The sequence below is a fragment of the Saccharopolyspora pogona genome (genome assembly GCF_014697215.1).
GTDB lineage: Bacteria > Actinomycetota > Actinomycetes > Mycobacteriales > Pseudonocardiaceae > Saccharopolyspora > Saccharopolyspora hattusasensis.
Genome location: NZ_CP031142.1, coordinates 5,619,609 through 5,639,758, shown reverse-complemented (window position 1 = coordinate 5,639,758; position 20,150 = coordinate 5,619,609). Strand labels below are relative to the sequence as shown.

Genomic DNA, 20,150 nt, shown 5'->3' with positions numbered 1-20,150 from the left:
AATCCTCCCCGCTCATCCGAGCGCGGAACCCGGCGCCGCCGGATCAGTGCTGCCGTTGCAGCGTCCACGCGGTTCCCACCAGCAGCAAGACCGCGGCGAGGCCGAACACGGCGAACTCGGCCAGCTGCAGCCCCGGCGCCGCGGACTCCTGGATCACGTCGGCGAACTGACCGGCCACACCGCCCGGGTAACAGACGCTCGACTCGCAGGGCACCTGGTTCACCGCGGTGTAGGGCACCTCCTGCCCGGCCGACCCGAGGTAGCCACTGTTCACCACCATGGTCCCGTTCACATCGGGATTAGCGCTGCCCGACAGGTCGGACGTGGTGAAGCGCTGCACCGGCAAGAAGTTCAGGTGGACGCTGCTCACCGCGACGCGCAGCGCGACCAGCGTGCCGAGCGTGGTGGACGCGGCCATCAGCGAACGCCGCATGACCGCGCCCAGCAGCGCACCCACTGCGAAGCTGAACAGCAGGTGCGCGACCGGCATCGGCCCGGTGGTGCCGAAGGGCAGCCAGTAGAACGGGCTGCTCCGCAACGGGCCCAGCATCCCGGCGGCCGCCACCCACCGGTCGACCAGCAATTGGAGCACCACCAGCACGACGGCAGACGGCAGCAGCAAGATCGCCACCTTGGTGATCATCCAGCGGAGCCGGCTGACGGACTGGGTGAAGGCGAGCACGTGCGTGCCGTGCTCGATCTCCCGGGCGAACAGCGGCGCGGCGCAGAACACACCCAGCAGCACCGGGAACGCGAAGACCACCCCCTGTCCGACCTTGAGCAGATCGAACCATTCCTTCTGGAACTCCACCCGCGCTTGAGCGCAGTCGGCGGTCCTCTCGCGGACCGACATGCACGCCTGCAGGCCGTGCTCCTCGATGTCACCGGTCATGCTGGCATGCAGCACCAGCACGGTCGCACTACCGAGCAGCAGCAGGGCTGCCAGGGTTATCAGCTGTGCGCGATGTTGCCGCCAGGCCACCCAGATCACGCCGCCACCTCCGCGTTGTCGTCGTTGTTGCGCATGTAGGCCAGCGCGATGTCGTTCAGCCGGGGCGCGTGCTCGCGCCACCCAGATGCTGTCACCGGCCCGCTCCGCTTGGTGATCAGGACCTGCTCCTGCTCGGAGCGCACGCTGTCGACGACGTCGCCCGGCGCAACGGGCAGCTGTCCGTCTCCCCGCAGAACGCGATGCCCCGCCACGAGATCGGCGACCGGCCCGTCCAACCGCACCCGGCCGCCGCCCAGCAGCACCAGGTGGTCGCAGACCGCTTCGAGTTCTTCCAGCACGTGCGAGGACAGCAGGATCCCGATGCCGTGCTGCCGGGATTCCTCCTGCAGCGTGCGCAGAGTCGCCTGCCGGGCCAGCGGGTCCAGCTCGGCCAGGGGCTCATCGAGCATCAGCAGACCGGGGCGCTTGCCCAGCGCCAGCACGAGCGCCACCCTGGTGCGCTGCCCGCCGGAGAGCTTGCCGACCTTGGCGTCGAACGGCACCTCCGCCGAGCGGACGAGCTGCTCCGCGTACGCCTGGTCCCAGCGGGTGTTCATCCGCGCGGCGAAGCGCAGCGTCTCCGACACGGTCAGGCCGGGGTAAGCGGCTTCTGCTGGGTCACGTAGGCCACTTCCTCAGGCGCACCGGTTCCGCTGGGCCGCCGCCCGAACACCTCGATGTCGCCCTCGGTCGGCTTGAGCAGACCGGCGGTCAGACCCATCAGAGTGCTCTTGCCCGCCCCGTTGTGGCCGACCAGCGCGACTAACCGGTTCGGGGGCAACGACAGCGAACAACCGCGCAGCGCCCACCTGCGGCGATATCTCTTGGCCAGCTGGTGCGTCCGCACCGCGGGCACCTCTTCTGCACTCATGATCACCCTTCCCGGTCGCATGACTATTTCACCAGTTATCTAGTTAAACAGTACACCAGGCGGGAGCGCGTTATTCGCCGAACCGCCGAATCCCCGACCGGTCCCCGCGGAGCGGAAGCGGCAATCCCCTTCGCCACCAGCGGGATCGACGTCAGTGGAGGAGAACCCTCCGCCGCGCGCACCGGCGGACACGGCTGCCGGACGGCCCAGAATCGTTGTGTGGCCGGGACGTCTCCCCCAGCGTCCCGGCCACTTCAAGCCCGGATCACCGAGCAGCGGGCGGGTCGAACCGGTAACCGACGCCCCACACCGTCATCAGCATCCCGGGGTGCGACGGATCGTCCTCGATCTTCTCCCGCAGCCGCCGGACGTGAACGGTGACGGTCGAAGCGTCACCGAAGTCATGCGACCACACCGCCCGCATCAGCTCGTCCCGCCGCACCACCCGGCCCGGATTGGCCAGCAGGAACGCCAGGAGCTCGAACTCCTTGTTCCTCAGGTTCAGCGCGCGCCCGCCCTTGGTGACCACCCGCGCGGCCTGGTCCACCACGAGATCTCCCGCGCGCAGCACCCCACCGGCAGGGCCCGGCGGCATCACGTCGAGCACCACGAGGTCCGGCGCCATGCTCCTCGCCAGCTCCAGCCCCGTCACCCCGTCCGCCGCGACGACCGGGGACGAAACCGGCCCGCCCCAGATAGCCGGCCAGCGCGGCCAGAGTGACGAAGACCAGGAACACGAGCGCAAATACATCCGCAACACCGACGAGCACTTCGGGTTCAGCGGTGAGATCGACCCGAACGCCGGCCATGCCGTCGCACCGCCGGTGATTGGCGACGCGGACGCAGATTCCGATGAGACGCCTAACGAGGACGACATCTCGTAGGCGCTCGTACCGAGCTTGCAGGAACTGGAGGTTGTCGTGTCAGAACTTCCCGACATCGAGGCGATGTTGACGGAGCTGGACGAGAAGATGAACACCGTGCAGGCGCTGCGGGATGAAGCCGTAGCGAGCACCTACACGGGCTCGTCGGCGGACCAGGCCGTGGTCGCACGGGTCAACGGAATTGGGGCGATTCAGGATCTGTCGATACCTGACGCAGAACTTCGCTCCAATCACCCATCGGCTTTGGGAGGAAAGATCCTGGAGGCGATCAATTCTGCACGCGCGCAGGCGGTCGATGACTCCAACGCGAAGATGATCGAGGCCCTTCCGGGCTTTTGGAGCTGAGAGACCGTGCCAAAGTACGCATCAGAACGCATTGCTGCTACGGGAGACTCAACTTTCGGACGGGAAATGTCACGGTCGAGGTTCGCTACGAGGCGGCTGGAGTTTCGCCGAACGACACGACGGCTGGACTGGGGTCGGACGCTAACCGGGAAGCGCTGATGAAGGCCGCGAACGACATCGCGAAGAGCCTTCGGAAGTAGCCAGTTCCTCTAACTGACGACCTCGATAGCGCCGTCGAACTCCGCGTAGGCGAGCTTGATGACGGCACCTGGCGAGCACGCGTACGGTTCCGTGACTACGACTCGTCATACCTCCTGCTCGGGAACCTACATAACCCCTGAGCTCCAAAGTCTGACGCGCGACAGGGGAACCTAGCTCTAACAATTCAATCTCTGTAACAATGACCTACTGACGACACTAACAGGACTCTTGCCGTCATGATGTGGCACCTACTCATTCAAGTGGTTGTCACCAGGTTGACGAACCCGCCTACCCGGACCGGCTACTCGGAAGGGTAGTTGCAGTCGCAATGGGGCTGGCGGAGGCTCTCTGTGGAAGCTCGTTCGCGCAACTTTCGACGTCTTCACATGGACGTTGGGGCACGAGGATGGCCGCCAATGGATGTGGTCATCGACGGATGCGTCCGCAGCACCACGGATGGAGAGGTTCGACAAATGACAGAAGCGCCCCAGGACGCAGTAGCATTCTCCAACGAGGCGGAGCTCAGGCGACGCAATCGGGCCACCGTGGAAGAATATCTGCGGGTTACCGAAGGTGAGCCTCGCTTGCAACGTCATCATTTGTTCACCGATGACGGCACCGAGCGCGGTGGCCTGTGGACGACGGACACCGGCGAGCCGGTATTCGCGACCGGGAAGGACAATCTGTATTCCATGGCCGCCTGGTCGTTGGAGTGCTTCCCGGACTGGAAGTGGATCAATGTGGAGATCTACGAGACGCAGGATCCGAACCGATTCTGGGTCGAATGCGACGGCGAGGGGAAAATTCTCTTCCCCGATTACTCACCAGGGCATTACAAGAACCATTTCATCCATTCGTTCCTGCTGGAAAACGGCAAGATCAAAGAGGTCCGCGAATTCATGAACCCGTGCCAGCAGATGCGCGCGCTGGGGATCGAGGTACCGGTGATCAAACGAGGTGGTATACCCGCATGAGACGTCCACATCGCGGTTACAACACGAGGGTGCCGTGTGCGACCACGACCGCCGCACCGACCACCTCCACCTGATCGATCCGCTCGCCCGCGCCCTCGACCGTCGCGTACATGGTCGAGGGCCGGCCGATTTCGACACCCTGGCGAATCGTGATCTGGCTGCCGAACGCGATCCGGCCATACCGGGCGAGGTGGACCGCCAGCGGACCTGCGGCCGAGCCGGTGGCCGGGTCTTCGGCGACCCCGTACGCGGGTGAGAACATCCGCAACCGCCAGTTGGTGCCGGCGCCGGCGAAGCAGAGCGCGGCCATGTCGGGGAACTTGGCGAGCACCCGGAGGTCCGGGTGGATCGCCTCCAGCGCCGTCACGCTGCCGAGCCCGACGTAGACGTGCCGAGGCCCGTTCCGGTAGGCATCGACCGGTAGCTCGGAAGCCGCGACGCCAAGACCTTCCAGCAGTTCGTCGGCATGCTCGTACGGTTGCCAGCTCGGGATCGGCTGCAGCATCCTGGCGGCGACGATCTTCCCGTTCGCGCGCTCGAACGAAAAGGTGATCACCCCGACTTCGGTCTCCAGCCGGATCGTGTCCTGGTTCATCTCCGCACCAAGCACGATGGCAGTCCCAAGCGTGGGGTGCCCGGCGAAGGGCAGCTCGTTCACCGGTGTGAAGATCCGGACCCGCGCGTCGGCAACCTCGCGGGCGGGAAGCACGAACGTGGTTTCCGACAGATTCATCTCCCTGGCGATGCGTTGCATCTGCTCTGCGGACAGGCCGGCGGCGTCGGTGAAAACAGCCAGCGGATTGCCCTCCAGCGGAGTTGCGGTAAAGACGTCGGTGATTACGTAAGCGTGGTTCGGCACCGTTCTCCTCGTCGTGCGTTGTCCGGAAGTTGCGCATCAATGCCTCAGTCGCCTGCGGCGGCTTCGCCAGCCAGGGCGCCGAAAACGAGTGCTTGCCCGAGAGTGCCACCGGTACCCGGGTAAGCAAACCCGAACGGACTGGCCGCGACATTGCCCGCAGCGTAGAGCCCGCGAATCACACCGCCTTCGACGTGCAGTACCCGCCCGTGCGGGTCGGTGCGGGGACCGCCTTTCGTCCCGCCAAGCCCGGCATGTACCGGGAGGGCGTAGAAAGGCGGTTCGGTGAGCGGCCGCAGGGTGGGATGCGTCGCCTGTGGATCTCCCATCGCCCGGTCGTACGCGTTGGTGCCGCGCCCGAACTCCGGGTCGAGTCCGTCCTTGGCCGCCGCATTGAACCGTTCGACTGTCTGGATCAGCGTCTCGGCGTGGACGTCGATGAGATCGGCGAGTTCGGCGAGAGTACCTCCGCACGGAAGCCAGTCCGGGGCATGAGCATCTCGCCGGACCGGGCCGACGGTGTAGTCGCGCCGGTGAATCGCGTCGAAGATCAGCCATGACTGGTCCCGCGCGAAGCAGAACTCCGTTGGCTCGAACGCGTGCAGCGCCCGGCCGACGTCGTTGTAGTTCTGGGCTTCGTTGACGAACCTGCGGCCACGCCGGTCTACCATGAGCGTGCCAGGGCGCGCGCGTTCGGCGAACAGCATCCGGTGCACCGGTTCCCCGTCGATCTCCGCGTCGGGGTCAGGCGTCGTTGGACACCACCACGCCTCGGACATGTTGCCGAGCGTGGCCCCCATGGACATCGCCATTCGCAGGCCGTCACCACGCGCACCGGGTGCGCCCACACAGCGAAGCACCGGCATCCGCAAGAACGCGTTGACGAGTGCGGTGTCCCGCTCGAAACCACCGCTTGCCAGCAACACCCGACCACGCAGCCGCTGACCAGGGGTATCGACACCGGTCACCGTGCCATCGTCGCTGACGAGTCTCGTAGCCCTCGCAGCAGTCCGAAAGCTGACACCCGCCGTGCGGGCCGCGATCAGCAGTGCGGCCACGAGTGCCTGCCCTCCGGTGACCGTACCGGTTCGCTGTCGTTGGTTGACCACATCCAGCGAAACCTGACCAGTGGCCAATTCGGCGAGCATCGCAGGCAGGCGCCACGGCAGCGGCGGCCGCAGCTGGTGGGTGAGGCTGGGCTCGATCTGCAGCGCGCACGGTTCGAGGGAGCGACCGCCTTCCATGCCGCCAGGCAGCCCGGAATGGCAATCCGGATATGGCAGCAGGCTCCATTGCAGCGGGGACGTGCCTTCCAACCACCGCAATATTCGTGGTCCCGCGTCGAGGAACCGGTTGACGAGGAGGGGGTCGACGTCGCCGACCGCGAGCGAGCGCAGATACCTGTGCGCCTTCTCCGCGCAGTCGCGGCCTCGCCCTGCTGCTTCTACATGGTTGTTCGGTACCCACACCGCACCGCTGGAGAGCGCCGTCGTCCCGCCCAAGGTCGACGTCGCCTCCAGGACGGTGACGTCGGCACCAGCCGCCCGCGCGGCGAGGGCCGCGGACAGGCCGGCCGCGCCGGAACCGATCACGATGACGCCAGGACCCACGACCGACCTCCGAGACGTGATTCCAACTGCATGCTGCGCGTCCTCTCAGCCCGTGCTTGTCCGCACGCCGATCTGCGCAGGACCAGAAACGCCCGACGAGCCACGTTGTGCGGGCAAAGACTCGGTAGCCGGCACCAGGGAGCCGAGAAGATCGCCGAGAATACTCATTCCGTCGATGGTCAACACCGACTCCGGGTGGAACTGAATCGACCGGAAACCCGGCCCGGACAACGCATGCACCCGCCCTGAATCGGGCTCCCGGCTGATGACGACCGGCCCCGGAAGGTCCTGGTGGTACAGGCGGTCGCTACTGGACCTGGCAACGAATGTGTTGTAGAAAGCGACAGTTCTTCGTTCCCCGAGAAGGTCGATGTCGATCTGCTCACCCTGGTTCGGAACTACCTCGGGGACCACTTCCAAGCCCAGCAGTCCGCAGAGGACCTGGTGCCCTAGGCACACCGCGAGAAAACGACGTCGATCGTGAAGGAGCCGCCGGGCGATCCGGCGCAGCGTGGCGATCTTCGGGTCATCGAGCACCCGGGGATCGCCTGGCCCGGGGCCGAGCACGATGAACTCGTCGTCGTCCATCTCGAAAGACTCGTCATAGCCGCGGATGGAGACGGTCAGCCCCAGAGCGGTCAGCTGGTGACCCAACATAGCGGTGAATGTGTCCTCGCCATCGATCACGAGCACGCGACGGCCGACCAGTTCCGGCACCGTGCGCACGTGACCGCGATCCGCTCTCAACCAGAACCGCGCCAAGCTCTTGTTGCGTCCGTCCAGCGCTTCTCGAACCAACGGATTCGCGTCAAGGGACAATCCGCGTTCCCGCTGATGCGGCGCGTCGACTCCGCCCTCGAACGCCCCGAGCATTCCGGCCAACTTCGCTCGGGTCTCAGCGACTTCGGAACCCGGGTCGGAGTGGCGGACGAGCGTCGCGCCGACGCCAGCCCGCAGCCGACCATCGCGTTCGATCTCCGCGGTGCGGATGAGGATCGCCGAGTCCAGTGTCTGGTAACCCGCTGCATCGTGACCGATCAGTGCGATTGCCCCGCTGTAGTAACCGCGTCCCGACGGCTCGTACCGCTTGATCACCCGGCAGGCACTTTCCAGCGGACTTCCGGTGACCGTTGGCGCGAACAACGTTTCCCGCAGAATGTCCCGAACGTCTAGCTTCGTCTGGCCCTCGATCAGGTATTCGGTGTGCGCCAGACGGGCCATCTCCCGCAACCGCGGGCCGACCACGGTGCCGCCCCGGTCGCAAATCCTGGCCATCATCTTCAGTTCTTCATCGAGAACCATGTGCAGTTCGTCTTCTTCTTTGCGATCCGCCAGAAATCGCAGCACGTCCTGCGCCGACGGTCCCTCCGGCGGATACCGGTAGGTGCCGCTGATCGGATTCATCACCACCGTGCCCCGATCCAGGCTGACGTGCTTTTCGGGGCTAGCTCCGACGAACGTGCGGGAACCTGTGTGGACCACGAAAGTCCAGTACGTACCCTGCTCCGCAACGAGCAACCGTCTGAACAGACTTAACGCGTCGCGTGGCGAGAAGTCGGCGAGAGTGGCCGTGAACGACCGCCTAATGACGAAGTTCGAGCCAGCGCCGCTGCCGATCTCGTCGCGCAGGACGCTCCGGACGACCTCTGCGTAAGTCTCATCGTCGGTGTCGAAGCGGGCGTCCTTCAACTCCACCGGCTCGTCGGGTAGTGCGCCCAATGCTTCGGTGACGTTGACCGTTCTTTGCGACCGGACCATCATCTGCAGCATGGGCGCGCCATCATCGACGCATTCGAAACCGCGTTCGGTTAGCTGTCTGTACGGAACGAGCACGAGCAATTCCTGGCGCGCTGGCCCTGTGGAAGATGGTGGGATCCCCAAGTCTTCGATCGAACAGACCTCGGTGACCTCGCCAAGCAGAATCTCCAGCCTATTCCCCATTTCCGGCCGCTGCAGCACGGCGAAGGGGGGCGGGTTCGAAACGAGCAGTTCTTTCAATCCGGCGGCTACGCGTTTGGCCATGAAAACTCCTTGACTACGGTCCTACGCGAAACGGCGCGCGGCAAGTACTCGCACCGTGCACCCAGGCCTCTAGAACAGCCAGCGACTGCTTACCGCATCCAAATCTTCCGTTGACAGCATGCAAGATTTCGGCGCCCTGACTCTACAAGCTCGGCGACCGGAACCAGCGCCGAAAAAAACAACTACTCGTTTTAGCGGTGTTGCGAGGCTCGCAGCTATCGCGACCCGTCGGACACCGAGACACGACTACCCGTTCGAGTAGCGCAACCGGAAAGGGCATTGCGCGCACCCGTAGATGAACTATGTTCGCAGCGAGGTTTCACATTGAGAACCGCTGTCCGGGCGAATCGAGAAAACCGCGCCGAACATCCTCGGCACGTGCACGACGGGTACTGGAAACCCGCCGTAGAGGAGGCTTCCGTGAGCATACCGTCGATCGGCGCGTACCCCATGCCAACAGCTGATGATGTGCCGCGCAGCAGGGTCGACTGGACCGCTAGCCAGTATCGAGCAGTGTTGCTGATCCACGACATGCAGAACTACTTCTTGGCAAAGTTCCCTGGCGATTCTCCAACCTTGGACTTGGTGCGAAACATCGCGCGCCTGCGCGAGTGTTGTGCAGATCTGGGCATTCCCGTAGCATATACGGCGCAGCCCGGCGGGATGAACAGCACGCAGCGCGGCCTGCTCAAAGACTTCTGGGGGCCGGGAATGGCGGTGGATCCAGCCGACCGCGAAATTGTGGCCGAACTGGCGCCGGCCGAGCACGAGCGCGTATTCACGAAGTGGCGATACAGCGCCTTTCACAATTCCGGGTTACTGGATTATCTTCGTGACCGCGGGCGCGACCAGCTCATCGTCTGCGGCGTGTACGCTCACGTCGGTTGCCTAATCACAGCCTGCGACGCGTTCTCTCACGACATCCAACCGTTTCTGGTCTGCGATGCGGTAGCGGACTTCTCCCCGGAGGACCATCGAATGGCGGTGTCGTACGCCGCACAACGTTGTGCGGCTGTTCCGACGACAGATCAGGTACTTGCTGCGCTCACATCAACTGCTTCCGTGCTGACCGGATGACCGGATTTCGCGTCGCACCGCGTAGCGCTCCCGGCTCGCGAGTTCCACACGGGAATTGATCCCGAGCTTTCGGAAAATCCGCCTCAGGTGGTAGTTGACGGTGTGCGGGGAGAGGAAAACGCGGTGTGCAATCTGACGATTGGTCAATCCTTGGCTGACCAACTCGGCAATGGCACGTTCGGTTTCCGTCAGCTTCGGCGGAATCGATTCTGCCTCGCCGTGCGACCTATCAGGATTCTTAGCGTTGGCCGAGTCGTTTCGTCGGCTTTCGGCAACGTTTCTGGAATCGCGCCAGTCGCTGGACCGAACGCCACCGCCCAACAAGGCTCGTAGATCTTCTATCGCGGTTTCCCTGGCCCAAGCGTCTCCATATTCGGAGATGACATGCAGCAGTCCATCCAGATTCCGTTCGAAAAGGCTGTGAGCATGCAGCGCACCAGTGGCAACCGCAGGCGTACCGATGTTCGCGTTGGCTACGGCCTGGGCAGCTTCGATCGACTTGATCGCAATCTTCTCGTCGCCCACGTCCATCGCGACACGTACGAACCACGCGGCAGCACCCGGTTCCTCCACGAACAGGGCGGGTCTGTGCAGCAGGTTGGTATGCAGCAGCGCTTCGATGCTCGACGGATCTTCCGTCGAGGTGTGCACCAGCAGCTGAATCCACTCGTCGCGCGCCGACCGCGCGACGGAACCCTGTTCGTATGTCGAGGTTTCCCGGCAGCGTCGCAGATAGGAACGAGCCAACGCTACGTCGCCGGAACGGAATGCGATCAGCGCGAGAACAGACTTCGCTGAAGGAACCACTCGCCACGTCCCTAATTCGAGTGCGCTGGACAAACATGCCTCGGCAGTCAACCGTGCCGCCGTCTGCCGTCCCGCCCGCAGTAGCAAACGCGCACGGATCAGGTCAGCTTGTGCTGCGTGCATGGTCAACCCGAACTGGTCGATTTCCGCGCGGGCCTGGCGCAGGATCTCCTCGGCGTCGTCGAACTCGCCCAACTCGCCCAACATCTCGGCCATCATCAGCTGCGGATACCAGCGCCAATCCGCGGATTTCACGGACGCCGCGCAGGTCGCTGCCCGCCTCCCCCAACACAGCGCCCCAGCGACATTGCCGGCCGACCACTCGAGATGTGCCAATCCGGTCAAGGCGATCGCAGTCCGTGCCTGGCCGTGGCATGTCCCGTCCGGCTCCTGCAACACTTTCGAGGCGTGGTCACTGGCGAAGTCTCCTTGCAGCACCAACGCCAGCATTCGACCTGCTGCGGTGTCGTCGAACGTGGTGGTCGGCAGGTCGGGGACAGCAAGCACCCGGTCGGCGATGGCGATCGCTTCGGCGGTTTGCCCGCTGGTGATCAGCGGAGCGATCAGCGTGCATCGAAGCTCTGCCGCTAACTCTTCCGGCACACCGTCATTCAGGGTCGCCTCGGCCAACATGACCGCAGGTTCGATCCAGCCTCTGGAGAGCAGTGCTCGCACCGCTGCCACGGCTGAGGTGGGCCGATCCGTGTAATGCGACCGCACGGCCGCGTGCGTTGCTGGTTTATGCGATCCCAGCGAAAGCGGGGCCTCGTCAACCGTGTGCGAACTGGTTGTCGTCAGAAGCGGGTCGGATTCGAAGGAGCCCGTCAAGCTCCGTCGCTCATCGGACCAGGCCAATCCGTGCACGGCACACGCTCCTCATGTTCTGTTAGTGCTGCAGCCCAGCACCGCCGCTGATCCAGACCGGTGGCGGGTTCCGGGCAGCATCAGCGAGCCGGGATCGGAGACTGTCGATCAACCACCCGAGAGCCATGCGGCTGGTCTCCCTGCGCTTGCTGGTGTCCTGGTGATGTTCTGCGGGTTCACTGTCGCATCAGGGCTCTGAGCACGACCGCCATTGATGCTCGATCGGCCATGAAGAAGTGACCGTTCGTCCCTGTCGGAGGCTGCGCCGGTGCGGTACGGGCGCCCCGGGGCGTTCAGGCGAGCTGCCGCAGCCGGGATTCAGCGCGCTGAAGATCCCAGAATCTGCGTCCCAGCCGGACGGCATGCATACCGGCGATCCGCGCCAACGGGGCCTCGACGTAGGAGACTGGGCCGTTTTCGGAGGCCGAGATGCCTTCGGCTGCGCGCTGCACCTGGTGGACGACTGCTTTGGCTCGCCCGAAGAATCCGCCGGCGGCGGGCCCTTCCGGCTCTGCCTCTTCGAGCTGTTTTTTCTTTACCACGACGCCCAGCCGGTGCGTGGTGACGACCAAGAGCGCGTCGCCGGGAACGTTCGTGATGTGGTCGCCGAATAGCACGGCGTCGCGTTCCGGCTCTGCAGAGAGAACCCACCACACGATCGAGGGGGCGTCCTTTATGTCACGACCACGAAGGGTGTTCAACGGACTACCCGATTGATCCGGAATCATCGATCTGTGGTACATAATGCGCACGTGCAGTTACTGTGAGTGGGAGGTTTGGTAGATGGTGCGGTTCCTGCCGGGAGTCACGATCGACCCCGTGGTGGATGATTTGCCGCACCTGGATTGCGGCATGGAGTGGTGGTACTTCCACACCCACCTCACGACCGAGCATGGTGACGACGTCGGCCTGGTCCTTGTGTTCACCCGCCACCTGGCGACGCGTGCTGAGGGGGAGCCGCTGCGCGCGCATTTCGCCATGATCGGACGCACCGATCACACGGCTGGAAGGCACACGAGTGCGGTGTGGGTTGATCGAGGCTGGATCGACACCGTGCGCACCACGATCACGAACGACGCGGTCATGGATCCCGTTGTGCGGCAGGCGCTTGTCGAACTCTTCGACGACGGCACCCCGGTCGCTCCCGACCTGCTCATGGGCGGCGAGGTGATGATCGCCGAGCAGGAGCTCGACTTGCGTTACGGCGATGTCGCGACATTGCGCAAGCTGGCGGACGGCTCGTATCACGTCACGTTTGACGACGAAACGCAGTCGTGCGATCTGGTCTTCACGCCTGTGAAGCCGCCCATCATCCAGCACGATGATGTGTTTCAGGTCAGGTTTCAGGGCCCGGAGTCGCAGGCGTTCTCCTACTTCGCCCCACGCATGGCGGTGCAAGGCCGCATCGGGAACGCCACAGTCTCCGGCAGCGGCTGGTACGAGCACACCTTCGGCGCGGAGTACCTGCGGCCGGACGGGGACCAGCGTTACCCCGACGGTACTTGGAACTGGACGGGTATCCAGCTGGACAACGGCTGGGATATCAGCGCGGCGACGATCGACCACATCGACGTCAACTCCCGCCGAAGCGTGTTCACCCAGCGGTTCGCCACCGCGTACTCGCCGGACTGCGAGCGGGTGTCCTGCGATGTAGAGCTGGTCGGTGACCGGCGGTGGACATCACTGTCCTCGTTGAACACCTACCCCACGCGATGGACCTTGTCCGCGCCCGCGCTGGAGCTGGACGTCGTCGTCGAAGCCGAGCTCCCACAGCAGGAAATCCTTACGATGGTCACCCACGGCTCCTATCTGGAGGCTTGCGCGAACGTGCGCGGCACCATGCGGGGCGAACCGGTGTCAGGCCGCGCGTTCATCGAAGTGATGCCTGCCAACAGGGTCGCGCGGATCGAGGAGTTTCTCGGGCGTCTTCGGGACGTCACGCACGACGAGGTGCGCAAGCTGTACCCGGATTCCCCGAGCGAAGCGCTCACCGTGGCACTCGCCGCTCGGGAGGCGTCCGGCGCACCCCACGCGGTCGTGTACGACGCCATGGTCCGGCCCCTGCGCTACGTCTCGGACACATCCGGCCGGGGATGGCGGTCGTTCGTCACCTGCGCCGCGCTCGAACTGTTCGGTGTGCGGGCCGAGCAGTACCGGCAGCTGCTCGCCGTGACCGAGCTGATCCACTCGGGATACCTCATGGTCGATGACGTGGAAGACGACTCGCCGATGCGGCGGGGCGAGCCGACTGCGCATTTGGTGTTCGGCGCGCCGACGGCCATCAACGCGGGAACCGCTTCCTACTTCGTGCTTGACCGCGTCCTGGCCGAGATCCTGCCGGACGAGCGGCGCCGCTTACGCGCTTACGAGAGCTACCTACGGGCAATGCGGGGTGCGCACGTGGGGCAGGGCATCGACATCACTGGACACCACGACGCCATGAACCTCGCGGTCGCGTCCGGTGATCCGACCGCGTTGCTAGCTGGTCTGCGCTGGGCGCAGCGGCTCAAGACCGGTGCCTACTCCCGTACGCTGGCCGAGATCGGCGCACTGACCGCCGGGGCGAGCGACGAGCAGATTACCGCCATGGGCAACTACTTCGAGGCTGTCGGGCTGGCGTATCAGATCACCGACGACGTGATGGACCTCGACGGTGTCACCAACCGCCTGCCGTCTGGCGAGGTCCGCGCTACCAAGCACATCGGCGAGGACTTGCGCGCGGGCAAGGTGACGATGCCGCTGGCGCAGGCGGTGGGACGGTTGCCGCACGACCGGATGGCCGCGATCTGGACGGCCGTGCGTGACGGCAACGCCGACGACGTGACCGTGCGAGAGGTCGCTGCCGCACTGGTGGAGTGCGGCGCGGTGCAGGCCTGCTACGACGACGCCAAGGCGCAGGTCGACGCGGCGTGGGCCCCGCTGGACTCGTTGCTGCCCAAGAGTTTCGCCAAGGCCATGGTGCGCGCCCTCGGCTTCTACGCCTCGCTGCGCGAACACGAGCCTGCAGTGGGCGACCACGAGGCCGCAGCGGGCGAACACGAGCCTGCAGCGGGCGAACACGTCAACAGTGGACAGTGAACGATGGTCCTTCGAGTGAACGAGCTGTACCACCGCTACGGCAAGCGTCAGGTCTTGCGTGGCGTCACCTTCGAGGTTTTGCCCGGCAGCCTCGTCGGGGTTGTCGGCGAAAACGGAGCGGGCAAGACGACGTTGCTGCGCATCCTGTGCGGCGAGCTGACCCCCACCAACGGAACGGCCTCGGTGAGCGGACGGCTCGGCTACTGTCCTCAGCATGTGGTGGTCAACGAGGCGTTCACCGTCGCCCAGCACCTCGCCTTCTTCCAGGTGGCGTACGGACTTCCCGACCTCAGCTACGCCCACGAGTTGATTGACGTACTGCAGTTCGCGGACTTTCTCGATGAGCGCGTCGGTGTGCTCAGCGGCGGCACCCGGCAGAAGCTGAACCTGACCATCGCGCTCATGCACGACCCGGACGTGCTACTACTGGACGAGCCCTACCAGGGCTTCGACTGGGAGACCTACCTGCGGTTCTGGGAACTTGCCCAGCGGTTGCGCGACCGCGGCCGTTCGGTGCTGGTGATCTCCCACCTCGCCTACGATGCCGATCGCCTCGACACGCTGCACCGCCTTGCGGCCGGCGTCCTGTGCGAAGGCACTACTTCCCACGGAGGCCGGTAGATGTGGTGGACGCGCTTCGGTACTGCCACCCGGATGGCGTTGCTCGAACACCTTCGCAATCGCCTCGCCATGTGGCTGGTGGCGCTCTATGTGCCGATCTGGCTGACCCTGGCCTACACGATAGTCGGGAACATGCCCGTCCGGTTCTACCTGCGCGCCACGGACCAAACCGTGCTTGCGCAAGGCAACGAGCTGACCCAGATCTCGGGCGCGCTCAACGCCGTCACCCAGATCGTCGGCTTCATGATGTTCACCGTCACGTTCAAATCCAGCACGTTCGACCGGCGGCTTGCGATGGCGGGATACCCGCGCGGCCACCTGCTCGCCGCCAAGGTGGTCGCCCTCGTGCTGGTCTCGGCCGTGCTCTCCTGCTACGCCACCGCGATCACGTGGTGCTTCTGGCATCCCCAGCAGCCGTTGCTGCTCGCGGTGAGTGTGTTCACCGACGCGCTGACCTACGGCGCGCTCGGCGTGATGCTGGGCGCGTTGCTGCGTGGCGAACTCGAGGGCATGTTCCTCATCGTCATGATCAGCATCATTGACATCTCACTGCAGAACCCGATCCCCAACCCCGCCGCGGACAGCGACTTCCTCCGCGTCTTGCCGTCCTACGGAGCGATGCAAAGCGCGACCACCGCTGGATTTTCCACAGTTACCCCCGTCGCCCACCTGTTGCTGCAGCTGTCCTGGTGCGCCCTGCTCACCTGCATGGGACTGCTGGCGTTCCTGCGACGCACCCGCGACCAGAACCGTGGTGGCCGCGTGTCCACGACAGCAGGCGTTCCCGCTACATAGCCGGGCTTTCCGTCGTCTCGAGCATCCCGGTTTCCGGCCACCAATCGCCCCCGAAGCCGACGCTGCCACTGCGGACACAATCCGCGAGATCCCCGCCTACGCTGCTGGCAGGCTCGGACACGGCCTGATCACCGCGACTGCGGCGCTGCCACGGTGCTGGCGTCAGTTTCTTAGGCTGTAGAAGTGCATCGGTGAGTTCGGGTTGAAGCCGATCCGCGGGTACACGGGTGCCCCGGCGGCGGTCGCGTGCAGGGTGGCGCGGGTCAGTCCGGTGGCCCCGCCGCCCTCGTACAGCGCCTTCCGCGTCACCGCCTCGCCGTATCCCCTGCGCTCCCACTCCGGGGCGGTGGCGACAAGCACGACGAAGAGGCGGCCCGCTGCTTCCACGGTCGCAGCGCACGTCACCGGAACGCCGTCTCGCAGGCCCAGGTAAGCGTGCACCTGGTTCTTCCACAGCGTGGAGCCGACGAGCCCGTCGCGGCCGTCTTCCAAGGAGAATCCGTAGGCGCGTGAGTTGAGGTCTGCGTAGGTGCGCAGCTGTTCGTCGGTGGTCACGCGCACGAATGTCAGGTCGGGGTGGCCGGGCTCGGGGATGGGGAGCATGTCTCCGGCCATGCCGGTTCCGGGGAAGGCGTGCTCCAGGCCCGCTCGTTCGGCTGCTTCGCTCAGCGCCGCGCGTGCGTCATCGGCGAGGAGGTCCTCGAAGATCCACAGGAAGCCCGGATGCTTCTTCGAGCGCATGATGTCCGCTGCCTGGCCCAGGCGTTGGCCGACGAGTCCCGCGTCCGCCCCGACGTCGGTCAACGTGATGCAGTTCCAGAAGAGGAACCGGCAGTCGGCCCAGCGAACGGCGATGCCCGGGAGGTCTCGCACATCGGCACGCGGATCGCGGTCGAGCACCATGGCGCGCCAGACCACGGCGAGCTGTTCCATCGATTCGATCGAGTCCGCAAGATCTGCCACCAAAACTCCTCAAATTCGTCCAAGCGTCGGTTCGAACCCGACCGGGGGCACTCAGTTTGATCAAGATTTTCGCAGGTCAACCCAGGCCCGATTAGTGCTGGGAGCAGCCGCCGTCTCCAGCCCGCACGTCGATAGGGTTACCGCGATGACCACACTGTCAACTCTTCCGTAGACAGCGATATCTCGATCGGTGATCTGATTGCCCGCGCTGGGCACCTCAAGGGTGAGCTCGTGGCGTTCGCCCAAGGCCCTCGCTTCGCGCGGCGGTTGGACGCGGTGCTGTTCGAGACGGCCGATCGCTACGGCGTTCTCGACGAGAGCAGGGCCGTCCTCGCCATCGACTGCTTCGCGTTGCAGCACCGGCTGTCCGATGGCCGTAACGTGCTCGAACGGTTCGTCGCGCAGCGGCGACCGCCGCTGCGTTGCCGCGAGCGCGAAGCTCGAACGTGGCTTCATCCTCGACGAGTCCGGTTACTACGACCGGGTTACCCAACGTGGCGGGAGCCGGGAAGTCGATCTCCTAGTCCAGCACGGTCTGAAAAGCGGCCATCTGTTCGGCTTCGCCGTAGGCGTCGGCGAGTATGACTTCGATGTCGTCACGAAGTCGCGCTTCGGCCTCCTGCTCCGCTGCCTAGCTGGGCGAGGCGGGTGTTGATTCCGGCCTTGTCAAAGGCGATCCACACGAGCTCATCATCGACACAGTCCTCAACCGGTGCGTCACCACGGCCGTCCACGCAGATCGGAAGGGTGGCGGATGGTGTCGGCTCGACGACCTTCTCCAGGGTGATCTCGTGTCGCCAGTCGTCACCGAAGTCATAGGTGTAGGTGATGGGCTTGCGGGCACGGGCGAACGCGGCGGCCAGGGTGATCTCGTGTTCGTCGTAGTCGAAGTCGAAGTACGGGTCGCCGTACTGGCGCCGTCCGACGGTGAACCCGTGGAGATGGTCGCCGTCCCAGGCGAAGGCGATCTGAATGACCTCGTGCAACTCGCCCAACGTGGCGGATGCCGGCATGAGCACACGGCGCCAGCACGCCGGCCGCACATGCTGCAGAGCGATCTTGAGCTGGTACGTCCCGTCTTCTTCCAAGTCGTCGGACGAGCCGAGCAACGACACGCGTCGGGTGCCGATCACCGACAGGGCCCAGCGGCCAAGAGGAGTGATCCGCCGCACCGGCGCGTCGGTGATGGCGCCGAAGACGGCCAGCAACTCCAACGTCACCTCCGCGGGATCGCGCACGCCAAACCCCCGAGCGAAGGTCTGGTACACCTCGTACCCCGCGTGGAGGATGACGTGACTGATCGCTCTCGCCAGTTCGGCGCGGGTCGGCACCGGTTTGCCAGCCAACACGGTCAGGGCGAGCCTGCCGATCTCCAGTTCTTCCGATGCCTCATCACCGTCGAACAGGCTGGTCAGGGCCGCCGCGAAACCTCGGGCCCAGAGCTCGAGCAGCTCGTCGGGGCTGGCGGACCGCCAGGGCCGGCGCCACCACAGCGCGACCGCCCTCGATGGAAATCAGTCCCGCGCCGAGCGCCGCCGTCCACCGCCAGTGCAGCGCGGGCACGTCCGCCGCGCTGCGCACAGACTCCGGCAACTCGATGCCCAGCGCACGGCCTGCCACCGGCACGTCCGCCCGCCGCAGCACACGGTTGGCCGTCACCGCCCGGCCCGTGCCAACCCAACCCGCCAGGACAACCGCGTCCCGAAACGCATCACACTCGCGCACCGAACGAGCAAGATCATCAACTAGATCGTCACTGCCCACCGGGCGAGGATAGAGCGTCCCGGCGGCCACCGACCAAGCCGCCAGACGCACTGCGCCCACGCCAGTTCGGCGCATATGGCCTTGCCAGCGACTGCCGCTGCGCGGATTCGGCGAGTGCTTCACGGGATCGCGGCCATCAGATGTAGCGAGTGCTCGAACTCGACACGTCCTGCATGGATGTGCACGGCCGCAAGCAGTCCGGTATCACACTCAAACGAAAAGCTCCGCCCGATCAGATCAGGCGGAGCTCTTGTCATGTTCAGTCAGCGCAGGTCGTGCTTCCCGGTCTTCACGTCGCGTAGAAACGCCGACCATGCCGAGGTCGTGAAGGGGAGGACGGGGCTGGCGGAGCCGAGCTTGCTGTCCTTTACGCCAGCAGCGCCCGGTAGGTAAGCCACCATGACGCAGGCACCCCCGCCGCCGTGACTATGGCTACTCTTCCGCCAGTGCGCCTGGGCGAAGACCGGGGTTAACATGCCGCGCTCCCTTGCCGTGCTTACAACTCCCGAGCGAGCCGGTTCAGGAAGGTGATCGATTCCTTCTGGCTCAGCGCCTTGGACCGCAAGGCGCTGTAGTTCAGGGTATACATCTCAACTTCGGCTGGATCCTCCATATAGACGCTGCTCGTGAGGTGTTCCGCGAAGGCAACGTCCGGATCTTCCTGGTCGGGGAAGGACAGCAGGATGAACGGTGCACCAAGCGCGGGTATCGCCCCGGTGCTGAACGGCAGTACCTGAAGGGGCACGTTGGGGAGCTTGGCGCTGGCTACGAGGTGCTTGAGCTGTTCACGCATGACCTCGGGGCCGCCGACGAGTTGTCGCAGCGCCGACTCGTGAATGACGGTTCCCACCGTGAGCGGGTTTGTCTCGTGCAGCCGTGCCTGCCGCTGTGCGCGAAGATCGGCACGCTCCTTCATGACGACCTCATCAGCCTGCGGTATCCACGCCTGGATGAGTTCGGTGGCGTAACGCTCGGTCTGCAACAACCCGGGAATCAGCTCAGCCGCGAACTCACGCACTTCGGCAGCCTCGGATTCCAGTCCGACGTACTCCTCGAAGTTCGACGCCAGCGTGTCCTGCCCGTACCGCTGCCACCAGCCCTTCTGCCTGGCTTGCAAGGCAAGCGCGACATACTGGTCTCGTTCCGCGTCGGGAACGCCATAGACTGCCGCCAGCGCAAGAACCTCGGCCGGGCCGGCGGATTTCTCGGCGTTCTCGAACCTGCTGAGCTTCGGCTTCGACCAGTCGAGCGCGGCCGCGACGTCCTCTTGACGAAGTCCAGCCTCGGCACGCCAACGCCGGATGCCTCGTGTGAGCCTCCGCAGCCGCACAGTCGGGCTGATCCGCTCTTCCACGACGTCCTCCTTCGCTCAGTTCGCTACTTGATCTTTGCAGGCTTTGGGCCTTCCACGCAGTCGCTCTTTCGTA

20 protein-coding genes and 1 pseudogene are annotated in these 20,150 nt (G+C 65.0%); 7 read left to right on the top strand and 14 right to left on the bottom strand.

What is annotated here, in order from left to right:
• Window positions 1-43 precede the first annotated feature (43 nt).
• The 3 genes and pseudogenes from DL519_RS26065 to DL519_RS47240 all read right to left on the bottom strand — a co-directional run bounded on the left by DL519_RS26065 (window position 44) and on the right by DL519_RS47240 (window position 2,487).
• The gene (locus tag DL519_RS26065) at window positions 44-991 is read right to left on the bottom strand and encodes a hypothetical protein (RefSeq protein ID WP_190818659.1); all 948 of its coding nucleotides are present in this window, start codon (window positions 989-991) and stop codon (window positions 44-46) included.
• A pseudogene (locus DL519_RS26060) lies at window positions 988-1,862 on the bottom strand (ABC transporter ATP-binding protein). The gene DL519_RS26065 and the pseudogene DL519_RS26060 overlap by 4 nt, the downstream one beginning before the upstream one ends.
• Window positions 1,863-2,127: 265 nt before the next feature.
• The gene (locus DL519_RS47240; RefSeq protein WP_223839561.1) at window positions 2,128-2,487 is read right to left on the bottom strand and encodes a winged helix-turn-helix domain-containing protein; all 360 of its coding nucleotides are present in this window, start codon (window positions 2,485-2,487) and stop codon (window positions 2,128-2,130) included.
• Between DL519_RS47240 and DL519_RS47235 the strand changes: the two genes are divergently transcribed.
• The 3 genes from DL519_RS47235 (at window position 2,486) to DL519_RS26045 (ending at window position 4,266) form a co-directional block, all read left to right on the top strand.
• Window positions 2,486-2,746: a hypothetical protein gene (locus tag DL519_RS47235; RefSeq protein WP_223839560.1), complete on the top strand. Its 261-nt coding sequence runs from the start codon at window positions 2,486-2,488 to the stop codon at window positions 2,744-2,746. The two genes, DL519_RS47240 and DL519_RS47235, sit on opposite strands and share 2 nt — an antisense overlap.
• Before the next feature lie 36 nt (window positions 2,747-2,782).
• The gene (locus DL519_RS26050) at window positions 2,783-3,091 is read left to right on the top strand and encodes a YbaB/EbfC family nucleoid-associated protein (protein ID WP_190818656.1); all 309 of its coding nucleotides are present in this window, start codon (window positions 2,783-2,785) and stop codon (window positions 3,089-3,091) included.
• Between the two features lie 617 nt (window positions 3,092-3,708).
• Window positions 3,709-4,266 carry a PhzA/PhzB family protein gene (locus DL519_RS26045; RefSeq protein WP_317891395.1) on the top strand — a complete coding sequence of 186 codons (558 nt, stop codon included), beginning with the start codon at window positions 3,709-3,711 and terminating at the stop codon, window positions 4,264-4,266.
• A gap of 16 nt (window positions 4,267-4,282) precedes the next feature.
• Here the strand turns inward: DL519_RS26045 and DL519_RS26040 are convergent, their stop codons facing one another.
• Genes DL519_RS26040 through DL519_RS26030 form a run of 3 tightly spaced genes read right to left on the bottom strand, consistent with a single transcriptional unit; the run spans window position 4,283 to window position 8,502 of the window.
• Entirely contained in the window at window positions 4,283-5,125 is an 843-nt protein-coding gene (locus DL519_RS26040) for a PhzF family phenazine biosynthesis protein (RefSeq protein ID WP_190818655.1), read from the bottom strand.
• Window positions 5,126-5,169: 44 nt separating this feature from the next.
• Window positions 5,170-6,732 (bottom strand): FAD-dependent oxidoreductase, encoded by a 1,563-nt coding sequence (locus DL519_RS26035; RefSeq protein WP_190818653.1) that lies wholly within the window; start codon window positions 6,730-6,732, stop codon window positions 5,170-5,172.
• A 45-nt stretch (window positions 6,733-6,777) separates the two neighbouring features.
• Window positions 6,778-8,502 carry an anthranilate synthase family protein gene (locus DL519_RS26030; protein ID WP_317891394.1) on the bottom strand — a complete coding sequence of 575 codons (1,725 nt, stop codon included), beginning with the start codon at window positions 8,500-8,502 and terminating at the stop codon, window positions 6,778-6,780.
• A gap of 672 nt (window positions 8,503-9,174) precedes the next feature.
• Here DL519_RS26030 and DL519_RS26025 point away from each other — a divergent pair.
• Complete coding sequence (locus DL519_RS26025; protein WP_317891393.1) at window positions 9,175-9,831, top strand: isochorismatase family protein; 657 nt, start codon at window positions 9,175-9,177, stop codon at window positions 9,829-9,831.
• Here the strand turns inward: DL519_RS26025 and DL519_RS26020 are convergent.
• Both DL519_RS26020 and DL519_RS26015 read right to left on the bottom strand, forming a co-directional pair.
• Window positions 9,805-11,313, bottom strand: a complete 1,509-nt coding sequence (locus tag DL519_RS26020; protein WP_190818649.1) for a helix-turn-helix transcriptional regulator — start codon at window positions 11,311-11,313, stop codon at window positions 9,805-9,807. The genes DL519_RS26025 and DL519_RS26020 overlap by 27 nt on opposite strands.
• Before the next feature lie 482 nt (window positions 11,314-11,795).
• Entirely contained in the window at window positions 11,796-12,254 is a 459-nt protein-coding gene (locus DL519_RS26015; protein WP_223839558.1) for a hypothetical protein, read from the bottom strand.
• Between the two features lie 31 nt (window positions 12,255-12,285).
• On the opposite strand from DL519_RS26015, the gene DL519_RS26010 reads away from it, so the two are divergent.
• From DL519_RS26010 to DL519_RS26000, 3 genes are read left to right on the top strand one after another with little or no spacing between them, the layout of a single operon-like run.
• Window positions 12,286-14,580, top strand: coding sequence for a polyprenyl synthetase family protein (locus DL519_RS26010; RefSeq protein WP_190818646.1), 2,295 nt, complete (start codon window positions 12,286-12,288; stop codon window positions 14,578-14,580).
• 15 nt (window positions 14,581-14,595) lie between these two features.
• Window positions 14,596-15,201: an ABC transporter ATP-binding protein gene (locus DL519_RS26005; protein ID WP_223839557.1), complete on the top strand. Its 606-nt coding sequence runs from the start codon at window positions 14,596-14,598 to the stop codon at window positions 15,199-15,201.
• The gene (locus DL519_RS26000) at window positions 15,202-15,996 is read left to right on the top strand and encodes an ABC transporter permease (protein WP_190818642.1); all 795 of its coding nucleotides are present in this window, start codon (window positions 15,202-15,204) and stop codon (window positions 15,994-15,996) included.
• 162 nt (window positions 15,997-16,158) lie between these two features.
• On the opposite strand, the gene DL519_RS25995 is transcribed toward DL519_RS26000, so the two are convergent.
• From DL519_RS25995 to DL519_RS25975, 6 genes are all read right to left on the bottom strand, one after another.
• Window positions 16,159-16,959, bottom strand: a complete 801-nt coding sequence (locus tag DL519_RS25995; protein ID WP_190818640.1) for a GNAT family N-acetyltransferase — start codon at window positions 16,957-16,959, stop codon at window positions 16,159-16,161.
• Window positions 16,960-17,019: 60 nt separating this feature from the next.
• A complete protein-coding gene (locus tag DL519_RS25990) occupies window positions 17,020-17,415 on the bottom strand; it encodes a hypothetical protein (protein WP_190824637.1) in 396 nt (131 codons plus the stop codon).
• A 140-nt stretch (window positions 17,416-17,555) separates the two neighbouring features.
• Window positions 17,556-18,308, bottom strand: coding sequence for a plasmid pRiA4b ORF-3 family protein (locus DL519_RS47230; protein ID WP_223839556.1), 753 nt, complete (start codon window positions 18,306-18,308; stop codon window positions 17,556-17,558).
• Between the two features lie 43 nt (window positions 18,309-18,351).
• A complete protein-coding gene (locus DL519_RS47225; RefSeq protein WP_223839555.1) occupies window positions 18,352-18,618 on the bottom strand; it encodes a hypothetical protein in 267 nt (88 codons plus the stop codon).
• A gap of 368 nt (window positions 18,619-18,986) precedes the next feature.
• On the bottom strand, window positions 18,987-19,199 hold the full coding sequence (locus DL519_RS25980; RefSeq protein WP_190818638.1) for a DUF397 domain-containing protein: 213 nt from the start codon (window positions 19,197-19,199) through the stop codon (window positions 18,987-18,989).
• Between the two features lie 20 nt (window positions 19,200-19,219).
• Window positions 19,220-20,077 carry a helix-turn-helix domain-containing protein gene (locus tag DL519_RS25975; protein ID WP_223839554.1) on the bottom strand — a complete coding sequence of 286 codons (858 nt, stop codon included), beginning with the start codon at window positions 20,075-20,077 and terminating at the stop codon, window positions 19,220-19,222.
• Window positions 20,078-20,150 lie beyond the last annotated feature (73 nt).

What these genes read in the sequence shown, in the direction of transcription:
- DL519_RS47235 (WP_223839560.1), top strand. Translation starts at nt 2,486, where the DNA reads ATGCTCCTCGCCAGCTCCAGCCCCGTCACCCCGTCCGCCGCGACGACC.
- DL519_RS47240 (WP_223839561.1), bottom strand. Translation starts at nt 2,487, where the DNA reads ATGGCGCCGGACCTCGTGGTGCTCGACGTGATGCCGCCGGGCCCTGCC.
- DL519_RS26045 (WP_317891395.1), top strand. Translation starts at nt 3,709, where the DNA reads ATGGATGTGGTCATCGACGGATGCGTCCGCAGCACCACGGATGGAGAG.
- DL519_RS26030 (WP_317891394.1), bottom strand. Translation starts at nt 8,502, where the DNA reads ATGCTGCAGATGATGGTCCGGTCGCAAAGAACGGTCAACGTCACCGAA.
- DL519_RS26010 (WP_190818646.1), top strand. Translation starts at nt 12,286, where the DNA reads ATGGTGCGGTTCCTGCCGGGAGTCACGATCGACCCCGTGGTGGATGAT.
- DL519_RS26000 (WP_190818642.1), top strand. Translation starts at nt 15,202, where the DNA reads ATGTGGTGGACGCGCTTCGGTACTGCCACCCGGATGGCGTTGCTCGAA.
- DL519_RS25990 (WP_190824637.1), bottom strand. Translation starts at nt 17,415, where the DNA reads ATGAAGCCACGTTCGAGCTTCGCGCTCGCGGCAACGCAGCGGCGGTCG.
- DL519_RS25980 (WP_190818638.1), bottom strand. Translation starts at nt 19,199, where the DNA reads ATGTTAACCCCGGTCTTCGCCCAGGCGCACTGGCGGAAGAGTAGCCAT.